The following is a 23546-nucleotide window of genomic DNA, read 5'->3' as shown; positions in this document are numbered from 1 at the left end:
CTACAACATCACCTGGTCGGATCTGACGTTCCGGAATGTGGGCAGCGAAGCGCGCATCATGAACGTGAACGCGCCGGACGGCTGGCACCGGCTGAGCGATGGCAGCCAGAACATCGGCGGAGACTACACCACCGCGCCTGCGCAGAACCTGTCTGCCGATGAGCTGTGGGGCTTTGAAGCGGGGGCCAGCAGCACGCTTGGCGATTCCGGCAGCCGGCCCGCACCTGAACCTGCCCCCGAACCGGCACCTGAGCCAGCACCGGAACCTGCGCCCGAGCCGGCGCCTGAGCCGGAACCCGCTCCTGATACGGGCTCTGGCGGGACCGGGAACGTCCTGTTCCAAATCCAGGGAGACACGGAATTCAGCGGCAGCAACGCCTCTGTGATCGAGGTTGCGCCAACGGACAGCCTGAAGGCGGATGCCGCCACCATTTCGTTCACCTTCAACGCGGATGACCTGAAGGGGACCCAGGGGCTCGTGTCCAAGGATGCCTCCGGCTATGAGGCCAACGATGGGCATTTCACGGCCTATCTCGACGGCAGCAGGCTGAAAGTCCGGTTCCAGGCGGATTCTGGCGACCAGACATTTGTTGTCAGCGATATCGCCGCAAATACCAGCTACGAGGTCACCGCGGCGTTCGGCGGCGGCAAGGTTGCGCTCTGGATCGATGGCGCGCTTGTCGGCGAAGCTGCGTCGGACATGACCTGGGCAGGCAACGGCGAATTCATGCAGATCGGCGCCAACGGCTGGGCCAGCGGCTCCGGTGAGGCCGGCTTCAGCAATGCCTTCGACGGCACAATCTCGGAATTCACAATTACCGAGGGTTACGCAACCACACCCTCCGAAGAGAGCCAGACCGAGCCGGCGCCCGAGCCGGCCCCGGAACCAGCGCCTGAGCCGGCGCCGGAGCCTGAGGATTCCGGCGAGGGCAGCGTGCTGTTCGAGCTGGCCGGGGTTACCGAATTCGATGGCCGGAAAGGCTCGGTGGTCGAGGTGGCGCCAACGGACAGCCTGAAGACGGACAGCGCCAACATCTCGTTCACCTTCAACGCGGACAGCGTCAGCGGCCGCCAGGGGCTTGTCTCGAGAGATGCCGCCGGGTCGGACGCGGACAGCGGCCACTTCACCAGCTACGTCGAGAACGGAAAGCTCAAGATCCGGTTCCAGCAGGCCGACGATGAGATGGTCTTCGTGGTGGATAACATCCAGGCCGGCCAGGACTATGATGTCGAAGCCGGCTTCGGGGACGGGCTGGTCGATGTGTGGGTCAACGACCAGCTTGTCGGGGAAGCTGCCATGGACATGGACTGGTCTGCCAGCAATGAGCACCTGCAGGTCGGCGCCAACGGCTGGGCCAGCCAGCCCGGCCAGGCGGGGTTCCGGGACGTCTTCGACGGCACCATCTCCGACGTTCTGATCACGGACCCGGACCTGGTGTCCAATCAGGCCGGCGACCTGTTCTGATCCGGTGCAGGAGCCGGGCTGGCGGCCTTAAACCGCCGGCCCGGATTTTCAAAACCAGCGGGGCGCTTAAGCGCCCCGCTGCCCTGCAGGCCCGGCGGCCTGCCGGCTGCGGCCTGCCGCCAGCCGGTCCAAGGCGGCCGTGTAGGATTGAATAACGAACCTCTCGTCGTATTGCGCCTCTATCAAGGCGCGCCCGGCGGCGCCCATGCCCTGGCGCGCGGGCAAGGACATGCGGGCAATCTCCAGCATCGCCTCGGAGAGGCTTCCGGCATCCCGGGGTCGCACGAGAAAGCCGCTTGTTCCGTCTGCCACCACGTCCCGGCAGCCCGGCATGTCGGTGGTGATGACCGGTCGGCCGCAGGCCGCGCTCTCCAGCAGAATCCGGGGCGTCCCTTCGCGGTAGTAGCTGGGCAGGACGACGCAATCGGCAGACCGGATGTACGGAATGACATCCCGCACCGGCCCGGGGTAGTCGATAATTCCTTCCTTGGCCCAATCTGAAACCGTTGCCGCCGGAACGGCCGCGGCGCCCGGGGCCTCTGGCCTGCCGATAATCCGGAACGTCGCGTCCGGGAAGGTTGTGCGGACGGCGCGGGCGGCCTCGACGAACTCTCCGATGCCCTTTTCCCAGAGCAGCCGCGCCGCCAGCAGGAAGGCTGGCGGGCCGGATGGCGCAGGCATGGGCAGAACCGCAAAGCGGGCCAGGTCGACGCCGGATCCCGGCAGCAAGGCCGCACGGCCGGGCGGCACGATCCCGGCGGCCAGGAACTGGTCGCGGTCCTCCCGGTTCTGGAAAAAGACCACGGGCGCGGTCCGGAAGGCGGCCGCGTAGAGTTTCCGGATGCCGGCGTTCAGCAGGGATTGTTTCGAAAACACCGACCCGAGCCCGGTGATATTGGGAATGAGCGGAATGCCCAGATGCCGCGCCGCAAGCCCCAGGTAGAGGTTGTTTTTGATGGTGTAGCTGAGAACCGCATCCGGCCGGATCCGGCGCAGATGGCGGTAGGCTGCAACAAGCGTGGCGGCTTCCCGCGGCGGTGAGACCCCGCGCTGGTCCATCCGGAAGCCGACGACCTGGCAGCCGGTTGCTTCAAGTTCGGCGGTGTATTCGTCGAACGGGGCAAGCAGGACGATCTCATGCCCCTCCTGCTGCAGCGCGCGGATCAGCCCGGCCCGGAAATTGACCAGATTGAACGACGTATTTGCAGAGATCAGGAGTTTCATGCCGCCTGGCTCCGGCGCGCTGCGCGGCGGCGGGGAAAGGGCTTCTGCCGCTGCCGGAGTGTTCTGGGGTTCGCGGGCCCGGAGACGCCGGCAAGCCCCGGCTGGCAGGGCTGGAACTGAACACCGGCCTTCATAGCCTGGCCCCTTTTCCGCTGCAGCGCTTCACGGGGCCAGCTCTGCATAGATCTGTTCCATGGCCCTTGCGCAATCGGCCCAGCGGTAGCGCCTTGCATGGGCCAGCCCCGCAGCCGCCATCTGATCGCGGGCCGGGCGGGACAGGCAGATGCCGGCGAGGTCGGCGGCAAAGACCTCAGGAACCGTGGTGTCCGTGAGCCGCCCGGCGCTGCCGGCAACCTCCGGCAGCGAGCTGCGGTTTGACGCCAGCACCGGCGTTCCGCTGGCCATTGCCTCCAGGACCGGAAGGCCGAAGCCCTCGTAGAGCGAGGGGTGCACATAGAGATCGGCGGCCTGGTAAAGCGCCCGCAGCTCCGCGTCGGACACAAAACCGGCCAGGTGGACACGTTCCTTCAGGCCGGGGGATACCAGTTCCTGCTGCAGCTCTTCATGGTCCCAGCCGAGTCCGCCGACGAGCACCAGATGATGCGGGATCTCCCCTTTTGCCAGCGCGAAGGCCCTGAGCAGCCCCTGGATGTTCTTGCGCGGGCTGATGTGGCCGGCGGACAGGATGATCGGCACGCCGCCGGGCACGCCGGGCAGCGCCTGCAGAAGCGACATGTCTGCAGGCTCAAAAAACGCCTCCGACACGCCCTCCGGCACGACGCGCAGCCGTCCCTCGATTGCCGGGCCGACGTAGCTGCGGACCTCATCGGCGGTGGTCTGGGACACGCAGACGATGACATCGGCCTTGCGGACCGCCTGGTCGAGACTGCGCTGCATGACCCAGGGCCGTGTATTGCGGAAGTATTCGGGATGGGTGAGCGGGCCCAGATCGTGAATGGTGACGGCCAAGGGCTTGCGGGTAGCGACCGGGTAGCCCAGCGAGACCGCGTGGACCACGTCCACCGGCAGTTCGAGGCGTGTCTCGATCGGCGGCCAGTCGAGAAAGGTCCACAGCAGCGACGTTCCGCGGCGCCCCAGCCCGGTCAGGCGCAGCCCGGTCTCTGCCGCACGCTGCGCGAACGCGTCAGGGGGCAGCGAACTCCACCCGGCAACGGGAATGATATTGGGGCCGTTCAAGCCGCGCAGCGCAGTAAACAGCTCGCGCGCATAGCGCGCCAGGCCGTGCCCCGCCCTGTCGGCGAACTGGTTGGCGAAATAGGCGACATTGGGAGCAGAGGCGGATGCCGCCGCTCCGGCCGCGGGCCTAGTGGCTTCGAATTGCAAGAGCAGTCCCCCCGAAGATGGCGTTCCAGCGGGTGCGCAGCTGCCTGCGCAGAGTGGCCGGAAGGAACGCGCCCAAGAGGGCGGCCCAGGTGTCGGCGGCCAGCGGCCAGAGCGCGAGCGCCATCAGATAGTGGCCGATGGCGCGGCCGCGCCGGTTCAGGTAGTGCAGATGAACCCGCCCTGCCCGGCGGTGGTAGCTGGACAGCGCGGCCAGGCGGACGCGCAGTCCCCGCTGCCGCCTGAGCGGTGCGTATTTCTCGAGAATGCGGCGGTAGGCAGCAAGTTCGCGGGCGGGGTCGGACACGGTCCGCGGGCCGCTATGGTGGCGGAGATCGACCAGCGCTTCCGGCACGCATCCGATCTTTGCGCATTGCGCGAGACGGATCCACATGTCCCAGTCCTGCCGCGCCATGAGGCCCTGATCGAAGCCGCCGGCCTTCTGAAACAGGGCGCGCCGCGCAATCCAGGCCGAGGTCGGCGCAGTCACATCGCTGACCAGCAGATCGTTCAGCAGGTCGCCTTCGGGATAGGCGTGCCGCGGTTCCGAGATCACCGCGCCGCTCTCGGCATCGGTTTCCCGCAGGCCGGTATATGCGGCGCCGTAGCCGGGCCGTGCCTCGAGCAGCTCCACCTGCTTGCGGAGCTTGTCCGGATGCCAGAGATCGTCGCTGTCCAGAAAGGCGACGTAGCGGCCCCGCGCCTTGCCGATGCCTTTGTTCCGCGCGGCATTTCCTCCCGATTGCGGCTGCCCGGCGTAGCGGACGGCAAGCTCCGACGCTTCCGACCATTGCGCCACGCGCTGCCGGGTGCCGTCGGTGGAGCCGTCATCCACCACGATGATCTCGAGATCGCGGAAGCTCTGCGCTTGAACGCTGTCCAGCGCGTCACAGATCAGATGCTCCCGGTTGTGGGTGGGGATGACAACCGAGACTGTGGGATCCCCGTCAGCCATCGCGATCCTCGGCCGTCCAGGCAACCTGACGCTCCAGATCGGCGCGCGGCACGCGGTTCTGCCGGTCCCAGACCAGCGCATAGGCCCGGAACACGGCCGTCGCCGAATGCAGAGCCGAGATGATTCCGGGGGTGCCGTCGCGGATGCCCAGCTTGTAGAAGTACTTTTTCAGGAATTCCTTGAGCGGTGCCCAGAATATCTGCCAGCCGCGGACCTGCCCGTTGGTTTCCTCGACATGCTTGACCACTTCTTCAAGATAGACTGAGCTTTTCTTCAGGCGTTTCTCGAAATTGTGCTCGTTGAAGTGGATCATCTTGCCCTGGAGCTGGGCGACCCGGTGATCCGGTGCGTCCAGATGGCAGCTTTCGTGAAACATCCCGCCAAACCGGAACAGTTCCCGCCGGGCCAGATGGATCAGATTCCAGTCCTGCCAGCCGCCCCCGCGCATCGGGCGGTGCATGAAGCAGTTGAGCCTGCGGAACCGGTAGCCGTCCTTCCCGGGGTCGCGGATGGCCGTGCGAATCTCGGCGGCCAGCTCGCGCGACACGCGCTCGTCGATATCCATGTGCAGCAGCCAGTCGCTGGTTGCGGCTGCGATCCCCTTGTTGCGCTGATCGCTGTAATATTCGCCCTCCTTGCGGGGCGAGCTCAGGAAGCGGACCTTGGCTCCGGCATCCGCGCAGATCTTTTCGGTGCCATCGGTCGAGCCGTCGTCGACAATGACGATCTCGTCCACCCAGCCGATCAGATTCCGGATGAAGCCGGGCAGATCCTCTTCTTCGTTGTAGGCGATGGCGACAACGCCCAGCGTCGGGGTCATTGGGTCATGCATGTTCATGGGTCAGTCCGAAAACTTTGCAGCAGGCGTGCCGGACAGAAGCTCGTCGAAATAGGCGATTGTCTTGCTCAGGCCTTCTTCGAGCGGAACGGCCGGCTGCCAGTCCAGTTCGGCCTTGGCCTGTGAAATATCCGGGCGGCGCTGCACCGGATCGTCCTGGGGCAGCGGGCGGCGCACGATCTGCGACCGGGCCCCTGTCATCTCGACAATCCGTTCGGCCAGCTCGCTGATGGTGATCTCGACGGGATTGCCCAGGTTCATCGGCCCCGGGCACTCCTTCGGGGTGTCCATGAAACGGAGGATTGCTTCCACCAGATCGCTGACATAGCAGAAAGACCGGGTCTGCGAGCCGTCCCCGAACACGGTGATCGGCTCGCCCTTGAGGGCCTGCACGATGAAGTTGGACACCACCCGGCCGTCATTGGGATGCATCCGCGGCCCGTAGGTGTTAAAGATGCGCGCCACTTTGATATCCAGCCCCGCCTGGCGGTGATAATCGAAAAACAGCGTCTCGGCGCAGCGCTTGCCCTCGTCATAGCACGATCTCGGGCCAATCGGGTTGACATTGCCCCAGTAGTCTTCGGTCTGGGGGTTGATCTTGGGATCGCCGTAGACCTCGCTGGTCGAGGCCTGGAAAATGCGGCACTTCAGGCGCTTTGCCAGCCCGAGCATGTTGATGGCGCCATGCACGCTGGTTTTCGTGGTCTGCACCGGATCGCGCTGGTAGTGGATCGGCGAGGCCGGGCAGGCGAGATTGAAGATCGAGTCCACTTCCACATAGAGCGGAAAGGTGACATCGTGGCGGATCAGCTCGAAATGCACGTTGTCCATCAGATGATAGATATTGGGTTTGGTGCCGGTATAGAAATTGTCGAGGCACAGCACATCTGCACCGGTTGCGATCAGCCGGTCGATGAGATGGGACCCGATGAACCCGGCACCGCCCGTTACCAGTATCTGCTTGCTAATGCTCATTTCGTATCCTCGCTGTTTTTGTTCAGAGAGCCGCCCCCGGCCCGGCCCCGCCTGACGGCGTTGCGTATCTGGATCAAGGCGGGCTGCACGAGCCTGTCCCGGAGCCGATTGACCCCGAAGCGGAATGTTCTGCGCCGGTATGCTTGCGGCGCGCCCTGTGCGGGGTCCTTGGGGTTGTCCAGGTCAGCGCCGCTATAGCCGAAATGCTGCGCCATCTGCCGGACCGCCGGATGCAGCTCCAGCAGGTAGCCGGCATCGTTTTTCCACTTCTGCTCCGGCCCCGCGCGGGTGCCCGAGCCCATCGTGCCGTCCGGCGCGATCCCGATGAACCGGGCAACACCGCCGAACCCGGCTTCCGGAGACGCTGTCAGATCCTCGTAGCGCACGCGCATATAGCTGCCTTCCGGCAGCATCTGCTCGATTGCCAGCAGGTTGCGGCAGCCATTGAGCCAGGCCAGCTGCCGGGTTTCCGGATCCGTCCCGAATAGCCTGGCCGCCGAATACATCACCCCATGCGGGTTCCGCACCAGCCCGACGATCTTCACGGTGAAATCGGTTTGTTCGATCCACTCCAGCATCAGGGTGAGCGCCGCCCATTGGGCAAGAATCTGGGGGGATTTCTCGAAGAAGACAGGGGCCGGGCTGCTTTGGCAGAGCGCTTCCCAGCCTTCGAAGACAAGCGCGCGGTCTTCCGCGGGCGGAACGAATCCCGGAGCGCAGCGCGCCAGCAGATCGACCATCAGCGCGCGCGCATTGTTGCGGCTGCCGTAGCCGTCATAGCGTTTCCGGACCGCAAACAGCGGCCCCGGCAAATCCAGCAGCACGGCAGACATCAGCCACCAGTGGGTCTCCAGATAGCGGTGCGGCGAATAGGCGGCGGTTTCCACCGCCGGATGGCGGCAGATCTCGTTCTGGAACATGGTGGATCCGGAACGCTTATCCGAAAGCAGGATGACGACGGTGGCCATGGGTTTGTCTTCTGCTGGGGCGCCGGCGGGCCGGGACGCGGAAAAGGGATGTTGCGGAAACGAGGCCAATGATCAGGAACAGGAGCATGGCCCCGCGCGGGGTCGAGACGGCGGCGTGGCCGAACATGGCCCAGGGCACGATCGCGACGAGGGACAGGAACAGCGGCTGCGCAAGGAGCTTGTCCAGCGTCCTGCGCCGCTGCAGCGCAATGGTTCCAACATGGAACAGGGCGCGGGCAATCAGGCTTATGTAGAGCAGTGCCGCGATCAGGCCGTAGGAATAGTAGGCCATCGCGAAAACAGCATGGGTGGCCTGGCCGTGCTGTTCGGCCCGGATGCCCGATGCCGTATACCGGACGGCCACGCCCTCGCCGGCCAGCAGAAAGCCCGGGTTCTGCACGGCATGGGTGAAGGGTTCGGAATAGGCCAGCGACCTTTCGCTTTCCCGGGTGTTCTCGTAAGGGCTCTCGAGCATGGTGCCGAAGCTGCGTTCAAGACGCTCGAAATAGAAAACCTGTGAGCCTATGCCGATGAAGAAGACGATGCTTGCGCCGATGGCAACCGGCAAAAGGATCCCGCGCTTCATCTGCCGGAGACCCAGGAAAAAGACGGCGATGACGACCAGGGCGCTGGCCATGAGCGGGCCGCGCGAATAGCTCATCAGAACGCCCATCGGCGCCAGCAGGCAGGCCGCGAACGCAATCCTGCGCCATTTTCCGATCATCCAGGGCCAGCGCAGCAGCAGGGCCGCGAAGGGCCAGCAGATATTGATGAAGGTTGCCCCCAGGATCGACACGCCGACCAGCGTCCGCCCCCGGATCCCGCGCTCAGGCGCGCCGTCAAGCCTCAGCTGGAGCCGGTCGGACGCCGGTTCCAGGAACCTGTGTGAAAAGACCAGATCGCTGACCATTCCCCGGGTCGCGGGCAGGGAGGAGAGGATCATCAGCGATGCGGTCACGATCACCCCCGCGGCTATGGCCTTGAGCAGCAGCTCGATGTCCCCGCGGGTCCGCACGTATGCCGCGGCCAGGAAGAACACGCTGAACGCAAGCGCCGTGCGCCCCATCATGTAGGCAGAATCCAGCAAGGTGCCAAAGCGGATCATGCCCGCGACCTCGCTGGCGAGGGCGATTATGAGGAGTGTGCTGACAGTGCCTGAATACAGCCGCCGCCGCCGCGGCAGCGGGGGAAGTTTCTGCACCGAGCAGAGCAGGAGAAAAATAAGGACATCGGTCAGGTAGACCGGCAGCGGGCCGATCTTCAGATTTGCCTTCGGCACCGCGACGAGCACGAAGACAAACACGGCAAAGAGCTTGATGCCCGGTGTCAGTTCCTTACGCCACATGGACCGGCCTCGCTTCCAGGCTCTGGTAGAGCGTTCTGTGCGCCGCGGCGAAACGGGCGATATCGTATTTTTTCGCCGCCTCGAAACCCGCCGCGCCCATCCTGCGCCGCATCGCGGGATCATCCGCCAGCCGCTGCAGCGCCGCCGCGATGCCTGCGGCATCCGAAGGCGGCACCAGCAGCGCTGCCGCGCCGTCGCGGCCGACGGTCTCGCGCAGGCCCGGCACATCCGAGGCGACGACGGGCAGCCCGGCGTTCATCGCTTCGACGGCGGCAAGCCCGAAACCCTCCCACGCCGACGGGATCAGGAAAATGTCCGCCGCCTCAAGCAGGGCCGGCACATCGTCCACATGGCCCATCAGATCCACGCGGTCTTCGATCCCCAGCTCGGCAATCTGGCGCTCCAGGGCCGCGCGCTCGGCCCCTTCGCCGGCAATGGAATAGCGCCAGGCAGCCGGGCCAAGGCGCGCCACCGCGCGCAGGGCGGTGGCATAGTTCTTCGCCGGGGTCAGCCGCCCGGCGGACACGATCCGCAGCGGCCTCGGCCCGGCGGGCCGCTGCGGCAGCCGACCGAAAGCCAGCGGGCAGCCGTTCTCGATCACGGTGGTGCGCCCAGCCAGCCATGGGCGGGCGGCGAGCAGTTCTGCCTCGACGCTGCCGCTGACCGCGATGACCTTCTCGAAGGCGCGGTAGACCCGGTCGTCGATCAGGCCGCCCAGGGCGTGGCCGCGGCGGCGGTTGGAGGTGCTGTGCTCGGTGAAGACCAGCCGCCCGCGCAGGCGGCCCGCCTGCGCCAGCATGGCGGCATGGGCGCTGGCGGGAAAGAGATGCACATGCACGATGTCCCCGGGCGCGATCCCGCGCGCATAGGCGCCCAGGCGCAGCAGCGCCCGCGGATCGTAGGGGCTTGCCAGCCCCAGCGAGACGGCGCAGTCGAGGCCGCCGATCTCGCAGGCCTCGAGCGCCACCAGCCGGGCATCGGCACCCGCCTTGCGGAGCTCGCCGTGGAGCAGCCGGGCCATGCGCTCGGCGCCGCCGCGTTTCAGGTCAATGCTGTTGATGATCTGGTGAACCCGCATCGTGGCCTGCGCCCGGGCGGCAGTCTTGGCGGCCCCGGCAGCCGGCGCCGCAGCCGCCCTGCCCCGGCCCTGCAGCCTGGCCGCCATGCTGCGCAGGGCCTTGTAGGGCCGCTCCGGCAGCAGCTGCGCCACCCAGCGCTGGCGGAACATCGGGTCGGGCTCGAACCGGTGCCAGGGGACGGGAGTCCAGGCGGGCGGCGCCTCGGCAAGGACCTTCTCGATCAGCGCCTTGTACGCTGCCGCGCATGCGGTGTGCGAGAATCTCTTCCGCGCCGCCGCGGCCCCTGCCCGGCTCATCCCGGCCAACCGGGCGCGGTCGCCGGCAAGCGCCGCGATTGCGGAGGCCGCCGCCTCGGTGTCGCCGGTGTTGCACAGCAGGCCTGTCCGCCCGTCCTCCAGCAGGTAGTCGGTGATCCCGTGCAGCCGCCAGCTGACCGGCACCGCGCCGGCCATCATCGCCTCCAGCAGCGCGTTGGGGCAGCCTTCGAAATGCGACGGAAACAGGAACAGGTCCGTGCGGGCGAGAAATTCCGGAATGCCGCCGGGCAGCAATGCGCCGGCAAAGCGCACCCGGCCATCGGCGGTCCGGCTGCCCAGGGCCGCGCGCAGGTCCGGCTCGTGCTTCCCTTTTCCTGCGATGTCGAGACGGTAGCGGACGCCGAGCGCGTCGAGCCGGTCCAGAATCGGCGGCAGGTGCATGACGCCCTTCTGCCGGTGCTCCAGCCGCCCGAGAAATCCGAGCGATAGCGTCCCGCCGGTGCCGCGGGCACGTGCGGCGGCGGCTGCAAACCGCGCGGCCGATGTTCCGTTCGGGATCAGGTCGACCCGGCCGGGGTCGATGCCGTAGCGGCCGGTGAGCGCGTCCCGCAGCCGGGGCACCAGGGCGATGAAGCGGGCGATGCGCTCCCGCCCCATCAGCGCCATCCGGTACCCCTCGTCAAAGCCGTTGGCGCAGCGCGACAGCACCCTGATCTTTTCCGGCAGATGCGGCAGGGCGCTGAGGATCGCAGGGGAATTGACCCCGATCACGATGTCGACAGCGCTGTCTTCGCACCATTCGGCGAAAGCCATTGCCTGCTGCTTGAGGTTGCGCGTGCCCGCCGCGAGCTGCACGCAGCCGTCGTCGATGAACGGCGGCTCGGTGATCTCAGCCTGATCGCGGCCGGCCGACACGCAGCGCAGGTCGATGCCATGGCGCAGAAGCTCGGGCCGCAGGTTGCGGTATAAAGTGAAGGTGCCGCCGTCTTTCGGCACCGAACCAAAGGCGACCCGGATCATGTCCCGGCCTCCAGTTGCCCGGGCTGCGGGCACGCGGCGGGGGCTTCATCGCCGAAGATCGCATGGCGGAGCTGCCGTGCCAGCCGGTGCGCGTCGAAATATTCCTCGACCCGGGCCCGCCCGGCCTGCCCCAGCTTGCGTGCCAGCGCCGGCTCCCGGGCCAGCCGCAGAATGCTGGCGGCCATCGCCTCGACATCTCTCTCCGGTGAAAGAAACCCCGTCTCCCCCTGCTTGACGGTCTCGGAAAAGCCGTTGTGATCGGTGACCGCCACCGCAGCGCCCGACGCCATCGCTTCCAGCAGGGAAATCCCCTGGCTTTCCTGATCGCCGTTGTCCGCGGTAACCGAATGCTGGATGAAGACCGCTGCCCCGGCCAGGCGCGCCTTCACCTCGTCATGCGAGCATGCGCCCAGCATCGTTACCGCGGCCTCGAGCCCCAGTTCGCCGATCACGGCGCGGCAGGCCTCCTTCTCGGGGCCGTCCCCGATGATCTCGAGCCGCAGCGACGGATGCTCCCGGCGCGCCCTGGCAAATGCGCGGATTGCCAGGTCGGGCCGCTTTTTCCGGGTGAGCCGCCCCACCGCAATGACCAGGCCGGGGTCCTTGCGGCTGTCCGCCGAAAACTCGCCGACCTCGATGCCGCACGGGATCACCGTGATCTTGCGGCCCGGAATGCCGATGCCTTCGAGGACACCCGCGAAATGGCGCGACCCGCAAAAGAAGCCCTGGGCGCTCTGCGCCAGCATCCGGTAGGCAAACCGCATGTCCCGCCGCCGCCCGAGGACCGTTGCATCATGACCGTGGAAATTGACGAACAGCGGAAGCCCGGCCTGGCGGCAGAATACACGCAGCGCACAGCCGGTGGTGCCGAATTCCGCAAGAACCGCCGTGGTGCCATGGGCCTGCAGGAACGCCCCGAGCCCGGCCTCCTCCCGCCGCGACAGCGAAGCGCGGTAGCCCGTCCGCAGGAACCTGGCCACCGTCCCGAGCCGGTTGCGCTTCGGCTGCCCTTGGAGGCGCACGCAATGGAAGGGAATAGCGGCCGCCGGCGGCTGCGCGCACGCCAGGCCGATGCCGACGGTCTGGCCCGGCCGGACCAGCCGCATGTGCTGCCGGACATAGGTCTCGGCAACGGCATCCGGATTCTGGGTCGCGATTGCCAGGCTCATCGGCCCCCCTCTTTCTCGGCGCTGCAGAGACGGCCGTAGAGCGCATCGCACAACAGCTGGATCCGCGGCGTCAGGAACGACGGCTGACGGACCCGGGGGCTGAGCCGGCGGGTTGTGAGCGGGAACGCCATCCAAGGCCGCGCGAGCCCGACCGACTGCGTCAGCGCTCCCATGCATGCGTCCGGCCTGGCCAGCAGGGAGCGGTAGTCCAGCGGCCGGATCCGGCTGTCCCCGCTGAGGCCGAGGTTGAAATACTCCTCGTTCCGCCGCAGCCAGTAGAGCGCGTAGATATCCCGCTGGCGGGCATCGCTTCCTGGCTCCGCGCCGCTGATCTCACCGGCCGAGGCATGGATGTCCTGCCACAGGTCTTCGAGGTCCCAGTGATTGCCCGCATCGGTCTCGACGCGCCGGGACACCGCCTCGAAATCCCCGCCCCACTTGCGCATCATCGACGCAACGACCTCATCCGCCTGCCGGAACATCCAGACCGCCCGGGCGCCTTCGACGGCATCGAGGATCTCTGCCGCCCGGTGCGACGCCAGAAGCGAGCGGGCGACAGCGAACCGGCCGCGGGCGGCCTCGAGCCGGGCGCGCAGCTCCGGCGGCGGCGGCCAGACCGTCTTGCCCCGGTCAATCGACAGATCGCTGAATTCGCCGAACACGACCGATCGGGGGTCGGCGCGGAACAGGCGCTCAAGATGCGTGGTGCCGCTGCGCTGGCAGCCGAAGATGAACAGCGTGGCCCTGGGCCGGGCCCTGGTCAGGCCGTGGAGGACCCGCTTGCTGCTTTCGAACAGCTGAAAGGACTGCGCGGAGATGCGGTATTCGAGTGAATTCCTGATGCGTGCCACGGTCAGGGGATGCTGCATCGGCCGCCTCCCCTAACCCTGGAGCGGGGCCGGTGCGGCCGGTCCTGCGTCCAGCCCGGGCCCCGCCTGGCCATTGGCCCGGCGGGGCCCGGCGGCGCCTTCCTGATCTGTCAGATCCGCGTAGGAGCCGGTCCCGCTGATCCGGCCGGCTTCCAGGGTGATTACCGTGTCGCAGCTCTGCACGGTCGCCAGCCGGTGTGTCACCATGATCAGCGTCCGCTCTCCGGCCAGCTCGCTGATCTGCTCCATCACCAATGTCTCGGTGCTGTTGTCCAGCGCGCTTGTCGCCTCGTCGAAGGCAATGACCTTCGGCTGGGTATACAGGGCCCGGGCAATGGAGATCCGCTGGCGCTGCCCGCCGGAGAGCCGCACGCCGCTTTCGCCGACGAAGGTGTCGTAGCCTTCGGGAAGCTCCTCCTTGATGAAGGTGTCGATCTGGGCCATCCGCGCCGCCTTGCGCACGCGGCCGAGATCGACCTCGGCCTTGGGGAGGCCGAAGGCGATGTTCTGTGCCACCCCGGTGTCGTAGAGGAAGACCTCTTGCGGCACATAGCCGACATTGGCCCGCCAGGCGCGGATCTGGTCGTGATCCAGTTTCTGCCCGTCGATCAGCATTTCGCCTTCAGTGGGCTCGATCAGGCCGAGAAGGAGGTCCAGCAAGGTCGTTTTTCCGGCACCGGTCTGCCCGACGATGCCGAAAGACGTTGCGGCAGGTATGGTCAGGCTGATGTTCTTCAGGCTGGGTTCAGCGGCGCCGGGATAGGTGTAGGACACGTTGCGCAGTTCGATCGATTTTGCAAACGGCATCGGGTCGATCGCGGACCCGGGCAGCTCCGGGAGATCGGAGCTGCCGGCCAGATCTTGATGAATCGCCTCGGCGGCAGCGGCGCTTAGGCGGATGGCAACGACCGCTGTGTAGCCCTTCTGGAAGGCAGGCATCATGCGGTAGACGGCAAGGGCAAAGACGCCGATCACCGGCAGCACGGACGCCATGCCTGCGCTGCCGATCCCGCCGCTGCGCTGCATCAGGGCGAGGGTAAGAATGACAATCCCCCCGATCGCAAACAGCTCGATGACGAACTGCGGCACCTGGCGGACCGTGTTCGATGCGGCGCTGAACACCGCGAACTTGACGGAATGCGGATGATAGCTGCTGATGAGCGATCTCTCCCGGTTGAACAGTTTCGCCAGCTTGCTGCCCCGCAGCGCTTCCCAGGCCACGCGGTAGCGCGCCCGGTTTTCATCATACATGACCTGGCCGAACTGGTTGGTCAGCCGCCGGACCGTCATGAAGAGAATGGAGTAGAGGGCGCCGAATATGCCCAGCGACAGCAGCGTGATCGCCGGGTCGACGTAGAACAGGAGGGCCAGCATTAATATGATCGACACCAGCGACTGCGCGATATTGAACAGGGACCGGAACACGTCGCCCACCACGCGCCCGGTCTCGGCAAGCATGTTCGACACCAGCTCGCTGCTGTGGCGCTGCAGCATGAATTCATACGGCTGCCGCAGATAGGTCTCCAGGAGCCGCGCCGACAGGCTGTGCTTGCGCATCTCCAGCCAGCGGTTCACCAGGTAGAGCGTCAGTATCTTCATGACGGCGCTCAGCAGGAGCACCAGCACGAACACGGCGCCGATGGCGATGGCGAAACTGTCCGCGCTCTCGAACCCGCCGGCCGAATAAGACCACGACAGATACTTGTTCTCTTCAATCAGCTCCGGATTGCCGATGATCCTGAGGAAGGGAAAAATGAGGCCGACGCTCAGCACTTCCGCGAAACCGCGCAGGCAGATGAGCGGCAGCAGCCTTAAAGCCGACAAGCGCTCTGCGGGCGCCAGAAGGGAAAAGACGGTTCCCAGGCCTTTCATACCGAACCCCCACCGGCAGGGCTGGATGTCAGCTCACGGTGAGGGGCGATAAGCAGATGATAGGAAAACTGCCCGAACATTTGGACGCGGAAACTCACCAAGAACTCTTTTCCTCCTAACGGCACACAAGGACAGCCGGGGCTGCACAATCCAAACAGCCTTTTCGCCCCGCAACACAACCGTACTGGCAAATACCCTACTAAGACTGTTTCTGTTCGGGCAAGTATCAAGGCTCCTGGCGGAAAAGGAACGACCCGGTTGCGGCAAGCCCGCGGTCCTCCAGTATTTTCCGGATCCGCGTCCGGTAATCCGGCCGAAGGTTGTGCACCCGCGTGCTGTGAACCGAGAAGACGTTCCGGGATCTGTTCTCGACCAGCGTGATCATGCTGTCGACCGTTTCGTCATCCATCTTCCGGCTGATCCCGGCCACGGGTTGCAGCCCCTCGTCGAACAGGTTCGGCCAAGCGCCATGGCGCTGAGTGACATAGGCGTAAATCAGCATGAATTCCGACGCTTTCCATCCGGCCCCTTTGACCAGCGGCTTATGCCCGAAATACAGCTGAACGGGTCCCAGCTTTTCCTCGACCCCGGCCAGGCAGCCCCTCAGAACATCCGCCCGGACGCAATAGGGCGTTGTGCTGGGGGGAATGGGCGCCGCATCGGACGGCGCGGGAATTCCAAAGGTGCGGAAGGAATTCTTCAGCCACTTCCGGTGCGCCTTGCCGGGCATTTCGAGGAAGCTGAGAGCCTTGCCCTCTTCGGAGATGAAATCGGACCGGCTCACCTTGCTGACAAAAAAATTCTTGGCATCGAGTATCAGGACAAAACCGTCCGGCACCAGCCTGGCGGCGCAGAGCTTGAAAGCCTGCTGCATGAGCCACCCGTTATTGCCCCGCCACCCGGATTTGACCCGGAATGGAATCCTGTCCCGGTTGTGGATCACCGCACGCTTCACGGCGCCGGCAAAACCGCCGGCCCGCTTCGAGATGATTTCCTCCGGTTCGACAATCCGGACGCGGTCCGCAAGCTCCCCGTACAGGGGCACCATTTCGCGGACCAGCCGCTTGCATTCCTGCTGCTGCCGGTCATTGACGATGATATGGATTGCAGAAATGTCGCCGGGCTCAAAAAACGCAGCCACGGACTGAGCCTGCAGCCTGAGGTTCCTGAGCTCCTCCAGATACACCACAGTAACGAGCGTTATTTTCTGTGTCATTGGAACCGCCGCTGGCCGCCTGCCCGCTCAATCGGGCCGCTTCGTTTGATGACGGGCACCCTAGCTGAAATAGCTGCCGTAGCGGCGTTTGTAGGTGAACTCGTTGTCGGTGTACTTTCTGGCCTGCGACTGCGACACCAGCGTGAAGACGCATCCCGAGACATGCGCATTCATCGAGCGCAGCTCGCGCAGCCCTTCGCGCACGGCGTTCTTGCTGGTGTGGTTCCAGCGCACCAGGTAGATGACCGTATCCGACAATCTTGCCAGCAGCCGGGCGTCCGTCACCGCCAGGGTCGGCGGGGTGTCGAGGATCACCAGATCGTACTCTTCGCGCAGTTGCTCGATGACAGCGGTGAACCGCTCGGAAGACAGAATGTCGGCCGGGCTTTCGCAGAGCTTTTCGGACCGGGAGAGGGCGAGGATATCCAGGCCCGAGCCCGGCTCCCTGGTGAGCGCTTCGGCGAGTGTGCACTCCTTGCGCAGATAGCTGGCCAATCCGGGACGCTTGTCCCGGAGCAAGCGGTTGCGCCGCAGAAAGGAGGCGCCCCATTGGCCCTGGTCCTGTTCGGTGACCCCCGGAAACTTGGAGTAGACGATGGCATTCTGGTCATCCCGGAAGTCGCAGCAAACCAGGATGGTCCTGCGGCCGGTGCCCTGGCTGGCGAGCCCGGTCAGAAAGGAAAGCGAGCTTTTCCCCTCGCCGGGAACCGAAGACGTGAACATCACCACCTTGGGCTCGCGGGCCGGGTCGCTGTAGAGGATGCTTGTCCGCAGATTGCGGATGCTTTCCGACAGCAGGCTCTTCGGGCGCGACATGAACTTTTTGCCGAGCGTCTGCAGGTTGCGCCGCATGCCGGTCATCGGGATCGAGTTCAGCACCGGAAGCTGCGACACGTCGGCCAGATCGCGCGGCTCCCTGATGACCTGGCTCGTGTGCTCGCGGATCAGAAGCCAAAGGAAACCCAGCAACAGGCCGCCGCCGACCGTGCCCAGCAAGGTGCGGGCGCTTACCTCGAAATCCGGGCTCGAGGGCGCGTCGGCCGACGACAGGATGCGGGCGCCAGCCGATTGCAGGCTGGCCTGTTCGGTGATTTCCTTCTGCCGGGTGACAAAGGTTTGCAGCAGCGTCTGGTTGGACAGGACCTCACGCTCCAGCCGTTCGATGGCAAGCTCGTCCGCCGTCTGCTCGATCGCCGTCACCTCGAGTGTGCGCACCATTCCTTCGAGCTGGGTTTCACGCTGTTCGAGCGATTCCACCTCGAACTCGAGAGCCGCGACGATATAGCCGGCCTCTTCGCGGATGCTCTCGTAAAGCTGCTCCAGCAGGGCCGAGTTGCGCATGTTGTTCCGCTTTGCGCTGCCGCCCGCGATGGCATTGTCGCCGGCCATGTTCTCGCGGATGCTGATCTCGCGCCGGCGGAACTCCGCGATCAGGGCGGATTCACGGAACTCGGTGACCGTCCAGAGGTTCTCCTCGGCGGCGAGAGCCATCCTCGCCCGGTCCCGGCGGGCCCGGGATTCCGCGATGCGCAGGCGGATCGAGGCAAGCTCCTGGTTCAGGGCAGTAAGCTGGACGCTTGTCATCTGCGAGCTCTGGGCCTGCCTGTTGGCCAGCTCCAAGCGCGCGGTTTCCAGGTCTTCCTCCGATGAGGCGACGTTTTTCTTCAGTTCCTTGATGCGTTCGTCGACCAATTCGATCACCGTGACGACATCCCGGTTCTTCGAGGCCTTCAGGAAGGCGATATATTCATCTGCGACCGTGTTCACGATCCTGGCGGATTGTGCCGGATTGAGGGAGGAGTAGCTGACCTCGATGACCCCCGATCCATTGACTTGGTAAATGCCCATGTTCGCGCGCAGGCGGCCGATTGCATTGCGCATGCCCTGGGCATACTGCTCCTCCGCTGTCGGCGGCACCGCCTCGGCGGCCGGGGCGGGGGCGGCCAGCCCGAGTGCCTCCAGCGCGTCATTGACGGTCTCCTTGGCTAGGGACAGGCCGCTTTGCGGTGTCTCCTCGGGGGGCGCCGCAACCGTGCCGTCTGTATCGAGCGTGACGAGCTCGAGGCGCTTGACCACCTGTTCGAGCAAGGTGGTCGAATTCAGGATCTCAATCTGGTTCCCGATCGTGGTTCCGCTTTCCGGTTTGCTCAGGACATTTGAAAGATCGACGATCTGGACCGGCTCGGGCTCGAACAGGATACTGGTGGAGGCCGTGTAGACCGGCTCCTGCCGGGCCACGATGACGATGCCGATCAGCATCCCGATCAGCCCGCAGCCCAGGATCGAGAGCTTGCCCCGCCACATGAGGGCCGCGATTTCCCGCAGGTTCAAGCCGTTATCGGCCGGATTTTCATATACAAGGTCGAATGATTCAAACTCGGGGGCTCTTGCCTGACCCGATCCTAGACTATTCACTTTAACTGGCCTCGCAACTTGTTAACTGGCCTCAAAACTTGCGGCATATGCCTTTATATATATCCCGGTGCCCGATAAGCCAAAGTTCCATGCAACAAACTGTCTCCGGCTGGATTGAAGCCGCTTGCGGCAGATCCGCCTGCCTTGGGGTGCCGGAAGGCCTTTGAACAGGGCTGCTCTGAAGCGGCGGCGGCGGGGCGCTCCGGCCTGGCCTGCATTCCGGACTTCCCTTCTCGCGGCCGGCTTGATAAAATTAACAGTGCGCCGATAAGGCTCGGCTTGGGGGATTAGGGATCAGATTGACTTGCTCATGCTCGGCTCGGCTCGGGTCATGAGGCTGCCAATTTCCCGCACCACCTGCGTCTAAAGGCGAATACATCTGAGTTTCCTGCGAATTTCTTGCGGGAAGGGTAACTGGCCCTACACTGTTTTAAAGGGGCCAGTGTTTTTGAGTTTCCCGCGAATTTCCTGCGGGATGGTTAATTGACCTCGCTTTGGGGGGGGGGACATGAAAGAGATATCGGGGCTCTCATCGCCAGAGCTCGTGAAGGGGCCGTCGCCAGACCGGGCCCGAAGCTTGGCTTCTTACGCGGGCGGCAGATCATTCCTTGTATCAAAACGGATATTCGACATTGCCGTCAGCCTGCTCGCGCTGCCTCTGCTGCTCGTGATTTGCGGCGTGCTGCTTGTCCTGAATCCGGTTTGGAACAAGGGCAGCCTCTTCTTCACGCAGCGGCGCACCGGCAAGGACGGCAAGGATTTCGTCATGATCAAGTTCCGGTCGATGACGTCCGCGGGCTCCAAGCAGCGCGGGGCCGACGATTCTCTGGAGCGGCACCGCATCACGCCGCTGGGGCATTGGCTGCGGCGCACGAAAATTGACGAAACCCCGCAATTTCTCAATGTCCTGAACGGGGACATGAGCCTGGTCGGGCCGCGTCCGGAACTGGCCGCGTTCAAGCAGACCTATCTTGCCGAGATTCCGTTCTATTCGCTGCGTTGGGCGGTGAAGCCGGGCATAACCGGCTATGCGCAGGTCATACAAGGGTACACGGACAGCATTGAGATGGTGCGCCAGAAATCGGAGTTCGATGACTATTACATACGCAACATGGGGTGGCGGATTGACCTGCACATTCTGGTCAAAACAATCAAAGTCATCTTTGCGCCGCACTCGGAATCCTGAAACGGCGCGCCGGGCCGCGCCCACTCCAGCTGACCGGCGGGCGGGTGTGCAGCTTTGGCAGTAGGAAGCAGCTCCCGATGACGGCCTTTCGTTTTCAGCATGCACTGCTTCTGGCATTTGCCGCTTCGAGTGCCGTGCTGGCCGTCATTGCCGGTGTTGTGCCCGAGGCGGGGCGGTCGCACTCGACGGCGCGCAATTTCCATTCCAGCGACCTCAACTGGCAGCCCGGCGGGGATGTGACGGACGAATTCGCCCGGTTTGCGGCGAAGACAATCCGCCCGGGCGAGAATTTGGTTCTCGACCATATGTACATCCTGAATGCCGGAGCGGGGATCCAGCTGCCGGACGGCGTCACCCTGGCGGCCCGGAACGGCGGCGGCTTCGACCTGCAGAATACCGATGCCTCGGACCGCAGCACGATCCTGATGGGCAATGGCGGCACCCTCAACAACATCACGATCACCGCCAGCGGCGCCCCCGACACCGATTTCGAGGGTCTCAAACCGGAGCGCGGCGTCGATTTCCACCGGGCCCGGGCGATCGGCATCAGCGGTGTCGACAACGTCACGGTCATCAACAGCACCTTCTCGGGCAATATCGGACAGTTCCTGGATGTCCACGACAGCGCCAACCTGATTGTCGAAGGCACCCATTTCACCGGCGCGCGGGCCCAGCTGCGGATGAGCGGCGACGTGGCGGACGCGCTGATCTACCGCAGCCGTTTCGAGGGCTCGGTCGGCGACGGCATCAAGACGCTCGATGGCGACATTTCCGGCACCCGGGTGATCGAGAGCCTGTTTGAGAACAACACCCGGGACGGGATCGACACCACCGGCGGCTTTCAGAACGCGGTGGTCAAGGACACGGTGTTCTACAACAACTTCAGCGCGATGGACATCAAGTCCCCGATCCATGATGCCGGCGACCTGACCCGCACGCATGTGAACAGCAACATCCTGCTAGACGGTGTCCATATCGCCGGGTCGGGCAATGCGATCGTGACCACCTTCACGGATTACACCGGCAAGGTCACGGCCGCGACCGCCGACAGCTATATTCCGCACGGCATCACGGTGACCAACACCACTTTCGAGGATATCGGCGTGGCCTTCCTGATCAAGGACGGCTACAACATCACCTGGTCGGATCTGACGTTCCGGAATGTGGACAGCGAAGCGCGCATCATGAACGTGAACGCGCCGGACGGCTGGCACCGGCTGAGCGACGGCACCCAGAACATCGGCGGCGGCTATACAACCGCGCCTGCGCAGAACCTGTCTGCCGATGAGTTGTGGGGCTTTGATGCCGGTGCCGGGAGCCGTTCCCCGTGATCCCCGGTCTGGCTGTTCCGGTCCTGAGCTCCCCGCTTTGCAAGCGCCCTGACGGGGCAACGCAACGGCTAGGGAGCACACCCATCTTCAAGGCGGACGGAAAAATGCGGCTTTGCGTACAACTGGCAGAATTAGGCAATGTCTGAAACGGGTGCTCCAAAAGTCAGTATCGGCCTGCCTGTCTACAATGGCGCAAGGTACCTGGCAGAGGCGATCGAATCCGTCCTCGCCCAGGATTTCGAAGACTTCGAGCTGATCCTTTCCGACAATGCCTCGACCGATGAGACCCCGGATATCTGCAAGTCATTTGCCGCGGCGGATCCCCGGGTGAAATATGTGCGCCATCCCAGGAACATCGGGGCAGCAAAGAACCACAATTACACCTTCCTTGCCGCCTCCGGCGAATTTTTTCAGTGGTTTGCCCATGACGACGTTCTGGGACCGCAATTTCTATCCCTGTGCCTCAGCGAGTATGAACGCCGCGATGCCGAGCCCATGCTGGTCTATCCGAAGTTCGAATTCATTGATGAGAACTCGAATATCCTTGACCGGCCGAAGAGGACGGTGGTGGCCACGGCTGAAAACGCCTCGGCACGCCTTGTGCAGACGCTGGATTCCATTGGTGCGATGATTGAGGTCTACGGCCTGTTCCGGAAAGCGTCCCTGGCCAGAACGCGGCTGGTTGGCAGCTATGTCAGCTCCGACTTGTTCTTCCTGGCCGAATGCGCACTGATCGGGCCCATCGTTTGCGCGGAGGGGGAGCCTCAGTTCTTCCGCCGCATGCACGGCGGCAGTTCACGGCAAGCCAACATAACCGATGAAACGGTTCTGCAATGGTTCGATCCCGATGCGGCAGTCAGCAGGCCCGCCGGGAGGAGGGCACGGTCGTATAATTATTACCTGCAGAGCGGTGTCGAGGAATACATGAAGGCTGTCCTGCTGGTCAGGGACATTCCCTTTTCACAACGTGCCGGCGCCTTCGGGGCACTGCTGGCCCGCCGCATCCGAAAAAAACTCCGGCCGCGCAGCAGGAAGCCTGTGCGCAAGTATTCCCGGCCGAAGCCTTAAAGGCGCTGCCGGCGCAATCCTTCAAAACGGCGGGATCCCCGGCCGTCTCCCGGCCGGGGATCCCGTGCTTGCCTGCAACAGCCCGGGCGCATGGCCCGGACTGTGCGTATCCGGTTCAGCCTTGCGGCGGTCAAAAGATGAAGTCGCCGGCGTCAAGCATACCCTCAGCCACACCTGCCAGCGTCATCGTGTTGCCGAGGCCATCCGAAATCACCGCCTCAGCGCCGCCGGAGAGGTGATTGGCCTGCAGGTCGGCGAAGCCGGTGATCCCGGAGACGCCGCTGAGATCGATCAGGTCGCCTGCTTCAAAGTCGGCCACCAGATCGGCGCCGCCCGAGAACACCAGCGTATCCGCACCCGCGCCGCCGTGCAGGGTATCGCTGCCGCCGCCGCCATGCAGGGTGTCGCTGCCGCCGCCGCCGTGCAGAGCATCTTTGCCGCCGCCGCCGTGCAGGTCATCGTTGCCGCTGCCGCCGCGCAGAACGTCGTTGCCGCGGCCGCCGTACAGCGCATCGTCGCCGCTGCCGCCGCGCTCCTTATCGCGGCCGCCGCCGCCGCGCAGCGTGTCGCCGCCGTCTCCGCCGATGATCAAGTCCTTGCCGGCACCGCCGCCTATCTGGTCGCTGCCGCCTCTGCCGTCGATGGTGTCATTGCCGCTGCCGCCGAAAAAGTCATCCTGGCCATCGCTGCCCATGATAAAGTTGTCGCCGCTGAGATCGTCGGGCTCGCCGCCGCCATCGCCATCGCCATCGCCAAGCGTGCCGCTGGCCCCCGCTTCAAAGCCCCACAGCTCGTCGGCAGACAGGTTCTGCGCAGGCGCGGTGGTGTAGTCGCCGCCGATGTTCTGGCTGCCGTCGCTCAGCCGGTGCCAGCCGTCCGGCGCGTTCACGTTCATGATGCGCGCTTCGCTGCCCACATTCCGGAACGTCAGATCCGACCAGGTGATGTTGTAG

18 protein-coding genes are annotated in these 23546 nt (G+C 64.9%); 4 read left to right on the top strand and 14 right to left on the bottom strand.

All coding sequences use genetic code 11. The annotated features are described in order from the left end of the window. Nucleotides 1-1465, top strand: a 1465-nt coding sequence (locus LHL23_RS22535; RefSeq protein ID WP_319005229.1) for a LamG-like jellyroll fold domain-containing protein, incomplete at its 5' end; no start/stop codon positions are given. A gap of 66 nt (nt 1466-1531) precedes the next feature. Here LHL23_RS22535 and LHL23_RS22530 read toward each other — a convergent pair. The 13 genes from LHL23_RS22530 to LHL23_RS22470 form a co-directional block, all read right to left on the bottom strand. Then, nucleotides 1532-2689: a glycosyltransferase family 4 protein gene (locus LHL23_RS22530; RefSeq protein WP_226431636.1), complete on the bottom strand. Its 1158-nt coding sequence runs from the start codon at nt 2687-2689 to the stop codon at nt 1532-1534. Nucleotides 2690-2851: 162 nt separating this feature from the next. Continuing rightward, complete coding sequence (locus LHL23_RS22525; protein ID WP_226431635.1) at nt 2852-4033, bottom strand: glycosyltransferase family 4 protein; 1182 nt, start codon at nt 4031-4033, stop codon at nt 2852-2854. Then, nucleotides 4014-4985, bottom strand: a complete 972-nt coding sequence (locus tag LHL23_RS22520) for a glycosyltransferase family 2 protein (protein ID WP_226431634.1) — start codon at nt 4983-4985, stop codon at nt 4014-4016. Before LHL23_RS22520 ends, LHL23_RS22525 begins: the two co-directional genes overlap by 20 nt. Further along, nucleotides 4978-5823 carry a glycosyltransferase family 2 protein gene (locus tag LHL23_RS22515; RefSeq protein ID WP_226431633.1) on the bottom strand — a complete coding sequence of 282 codons (846 nt, stop codon included), beginning with the start codon at nt 5821-5823 and terminating at the stop codon, nt 4978-4980. Before LHL23_RS22515 ends, LHL23_RS22520 begins: the two co-directional genes overlap by 8 nt. Before the next feature lie 3 nt (nt 5824-5826). After that, complete coding sequence (locus tag LHL23_RS22510; RefSeq protein ID WP_222482582.1) at nt 5827-6798, bottom strand: UDP-glucuronic acid decarboxylase family protein; 972 nt, start codon at nt 6796-6798, stop codon at nt 5827-5829. Next, on the bottom strand, nt 6795-7766 hold the full coding sequence (locus LHL23_RS22505) for a sulfotransferase (protein ID WP_226431632.1): 972 nt from the start codon (nt 7764-7766) through the stop codon (nt 6795-6797). Before LHL23_RS22505 ends, LHL23_RS22510 begins: the two co-directional genes overlap by 4 nt. After that, complete coding sequence (locus tag LHL23_RS22500; RefSeq protein ID WP_222482580.1) at nt 7735-9111, bottom strand: O-antigen ligase family protein; 1377 nt, start codon at nt 9109-9111, stop codon at nt 7735-7737. Before LHL23_RS22500 ends, LHL23_RS22505 begins: the two co-directional genes overlap by 32 nt. Further along, the gene (locus tag LHL23_RS22495; RefSeq protein WP_226431631.1) at nt 9101-11467 is read right to left on the bottom strand and encodes a glycosyltransferase family 4 protein; all 2367 of its coding nucleotides are present in this window, start codon (nt 11465-11467) and stop codon (nt 9101-9103) included. Before LHL23_RS22495 ends, LHL23_RS22500 begins: the two co-directional genes overlap by 11 nt. Continuing rightward, nucleotides 11464-12636, bottom strand: coding sequence for a glycosyltransferase (locus LHL23_RS22490; RefSeq protein WP_226431630.1), 1173 nt, complete (start codon nt 12634-12636; stop codon nt 11464-11466). The genes LHL23_RS22495 and LHL23_RS22490 overlap by 4 nt, the downstream gene beginning before the upstream one ends. Continuing rightward, nucleotides 12633-13505, bottom strand: a complete 873-nt coding sequence (locus LHL23_RS22485) for a sulfotransferase (protein WP_226431629.1) — start codon at nt 13503-13505, stop codon at nt 12633-12635. The genes LHL23_RS22490 and LHL23_RS22485 overlap by 4 nt, the downstream gene beginning before the upstream one ends. A gap of 12 nt (nt 13506-13517) precedes the next feature. Continuing rightward, nucleotides 13518-15377, bottom strand: a complete 1860-nt coding sequence (locus LHL23_RS22480) for an ABC transporter ATP-binding protein (RefSeq protein ID WP_226431628.1) — start codon at nt 15375-15377, stop codon at nt 13518-13520. Nucleotides 15378-15603: 226 nt separating this feature from the next. Beyond that, on the bottom strand, nt 15604-16593 hold the full coding sequence (locus tag LHL23_RS22475; RefSeq protein ID WP_222482575.1) for a DUF6492 family protein: 990 nt from the start codon (nt 16591-16593) through the stop codon (nt 15604-15606). Between the two features lie 60 nt (nt 16594-16653). Beyond that, complete coding sequence (locus tag LHL23_RS22470) at nt 16654-18924, bottom strand: Wzz/FepE/Etk N-terminal domain-containing protein (protein WP_264181313.1); 2271 nt, start codon at nt 18922-18924, stop codon at nt 16654-16656. A gap of 592 nt (nt 18925-19516) precedes the next feature. On the opposite strand from LHL23_RS22470, the gene LHL23_RS22465 reads away from it, so the two are divergent. From LHL23_RS22465 to LHL23_RS22455, 3 genes are all read left to right on the top strand, one after another. Continuing rightward, the gene (locus tag LHL23_RS22465; RefSeq protein ID WP_222482573.1) at nt 19517-20194 is read left to right on the top strand and encodes a sugar transferase; all 678 of its coding nucleotides are present in this window, start codon (nt 19517-19519) and stop codon (nt 20192-20194) included. Between the two features lie 77 nt (nt 20195-20271). Continuing rightward, nucleotides 20272-21525, top strand: coding sequence for a right-handed parallel beta-helix repeat-containing protein (locus LHL23_RS22460; RefSeq protein WP_226431626.1), 1254 nt, complete (start codon nt 20272-20274; stop codon nt 21523-21525). Nucleotides 21526-21663: 138 nt separating this feature from the next. Further along, entirely contained in the window at nt 21664-22593 is a 930-nt protein-coding gene (locus tag LHL23_RS22455; protein ID WP_226431625.1) for a glycosyltransferase family 2 protein, read from the top strand. A 130-nt stretch (nt 22594-22723) separates the two neighbouring features. On the opposite strand, the gene LHL23_RS22450 is transcribed toward LHL23_RS22455, so the two are convergent. Continuing rightward, a partial coding sequence (locus tag LHL23_RS22450) for a calcium-binding protein (protein WP_319005228.1) occupies nt 22724-23546 on the bottom strand: 823 nt, incomplete at its 5' end.

The sequence above is a fragment of the Leisingera sp. McT4-56 genome (assembly GCF_020514995.1).
GTDB lineage: Bacteria > Pseudomonadota > Alphaproteobacteria > Rhodobacterales > Rhodobacteraceae > Leisingera > Leisingera aquaemixtae_A.
This window is presented reverse-complemented; position numbering and strand designations above follow the sequence as displayed.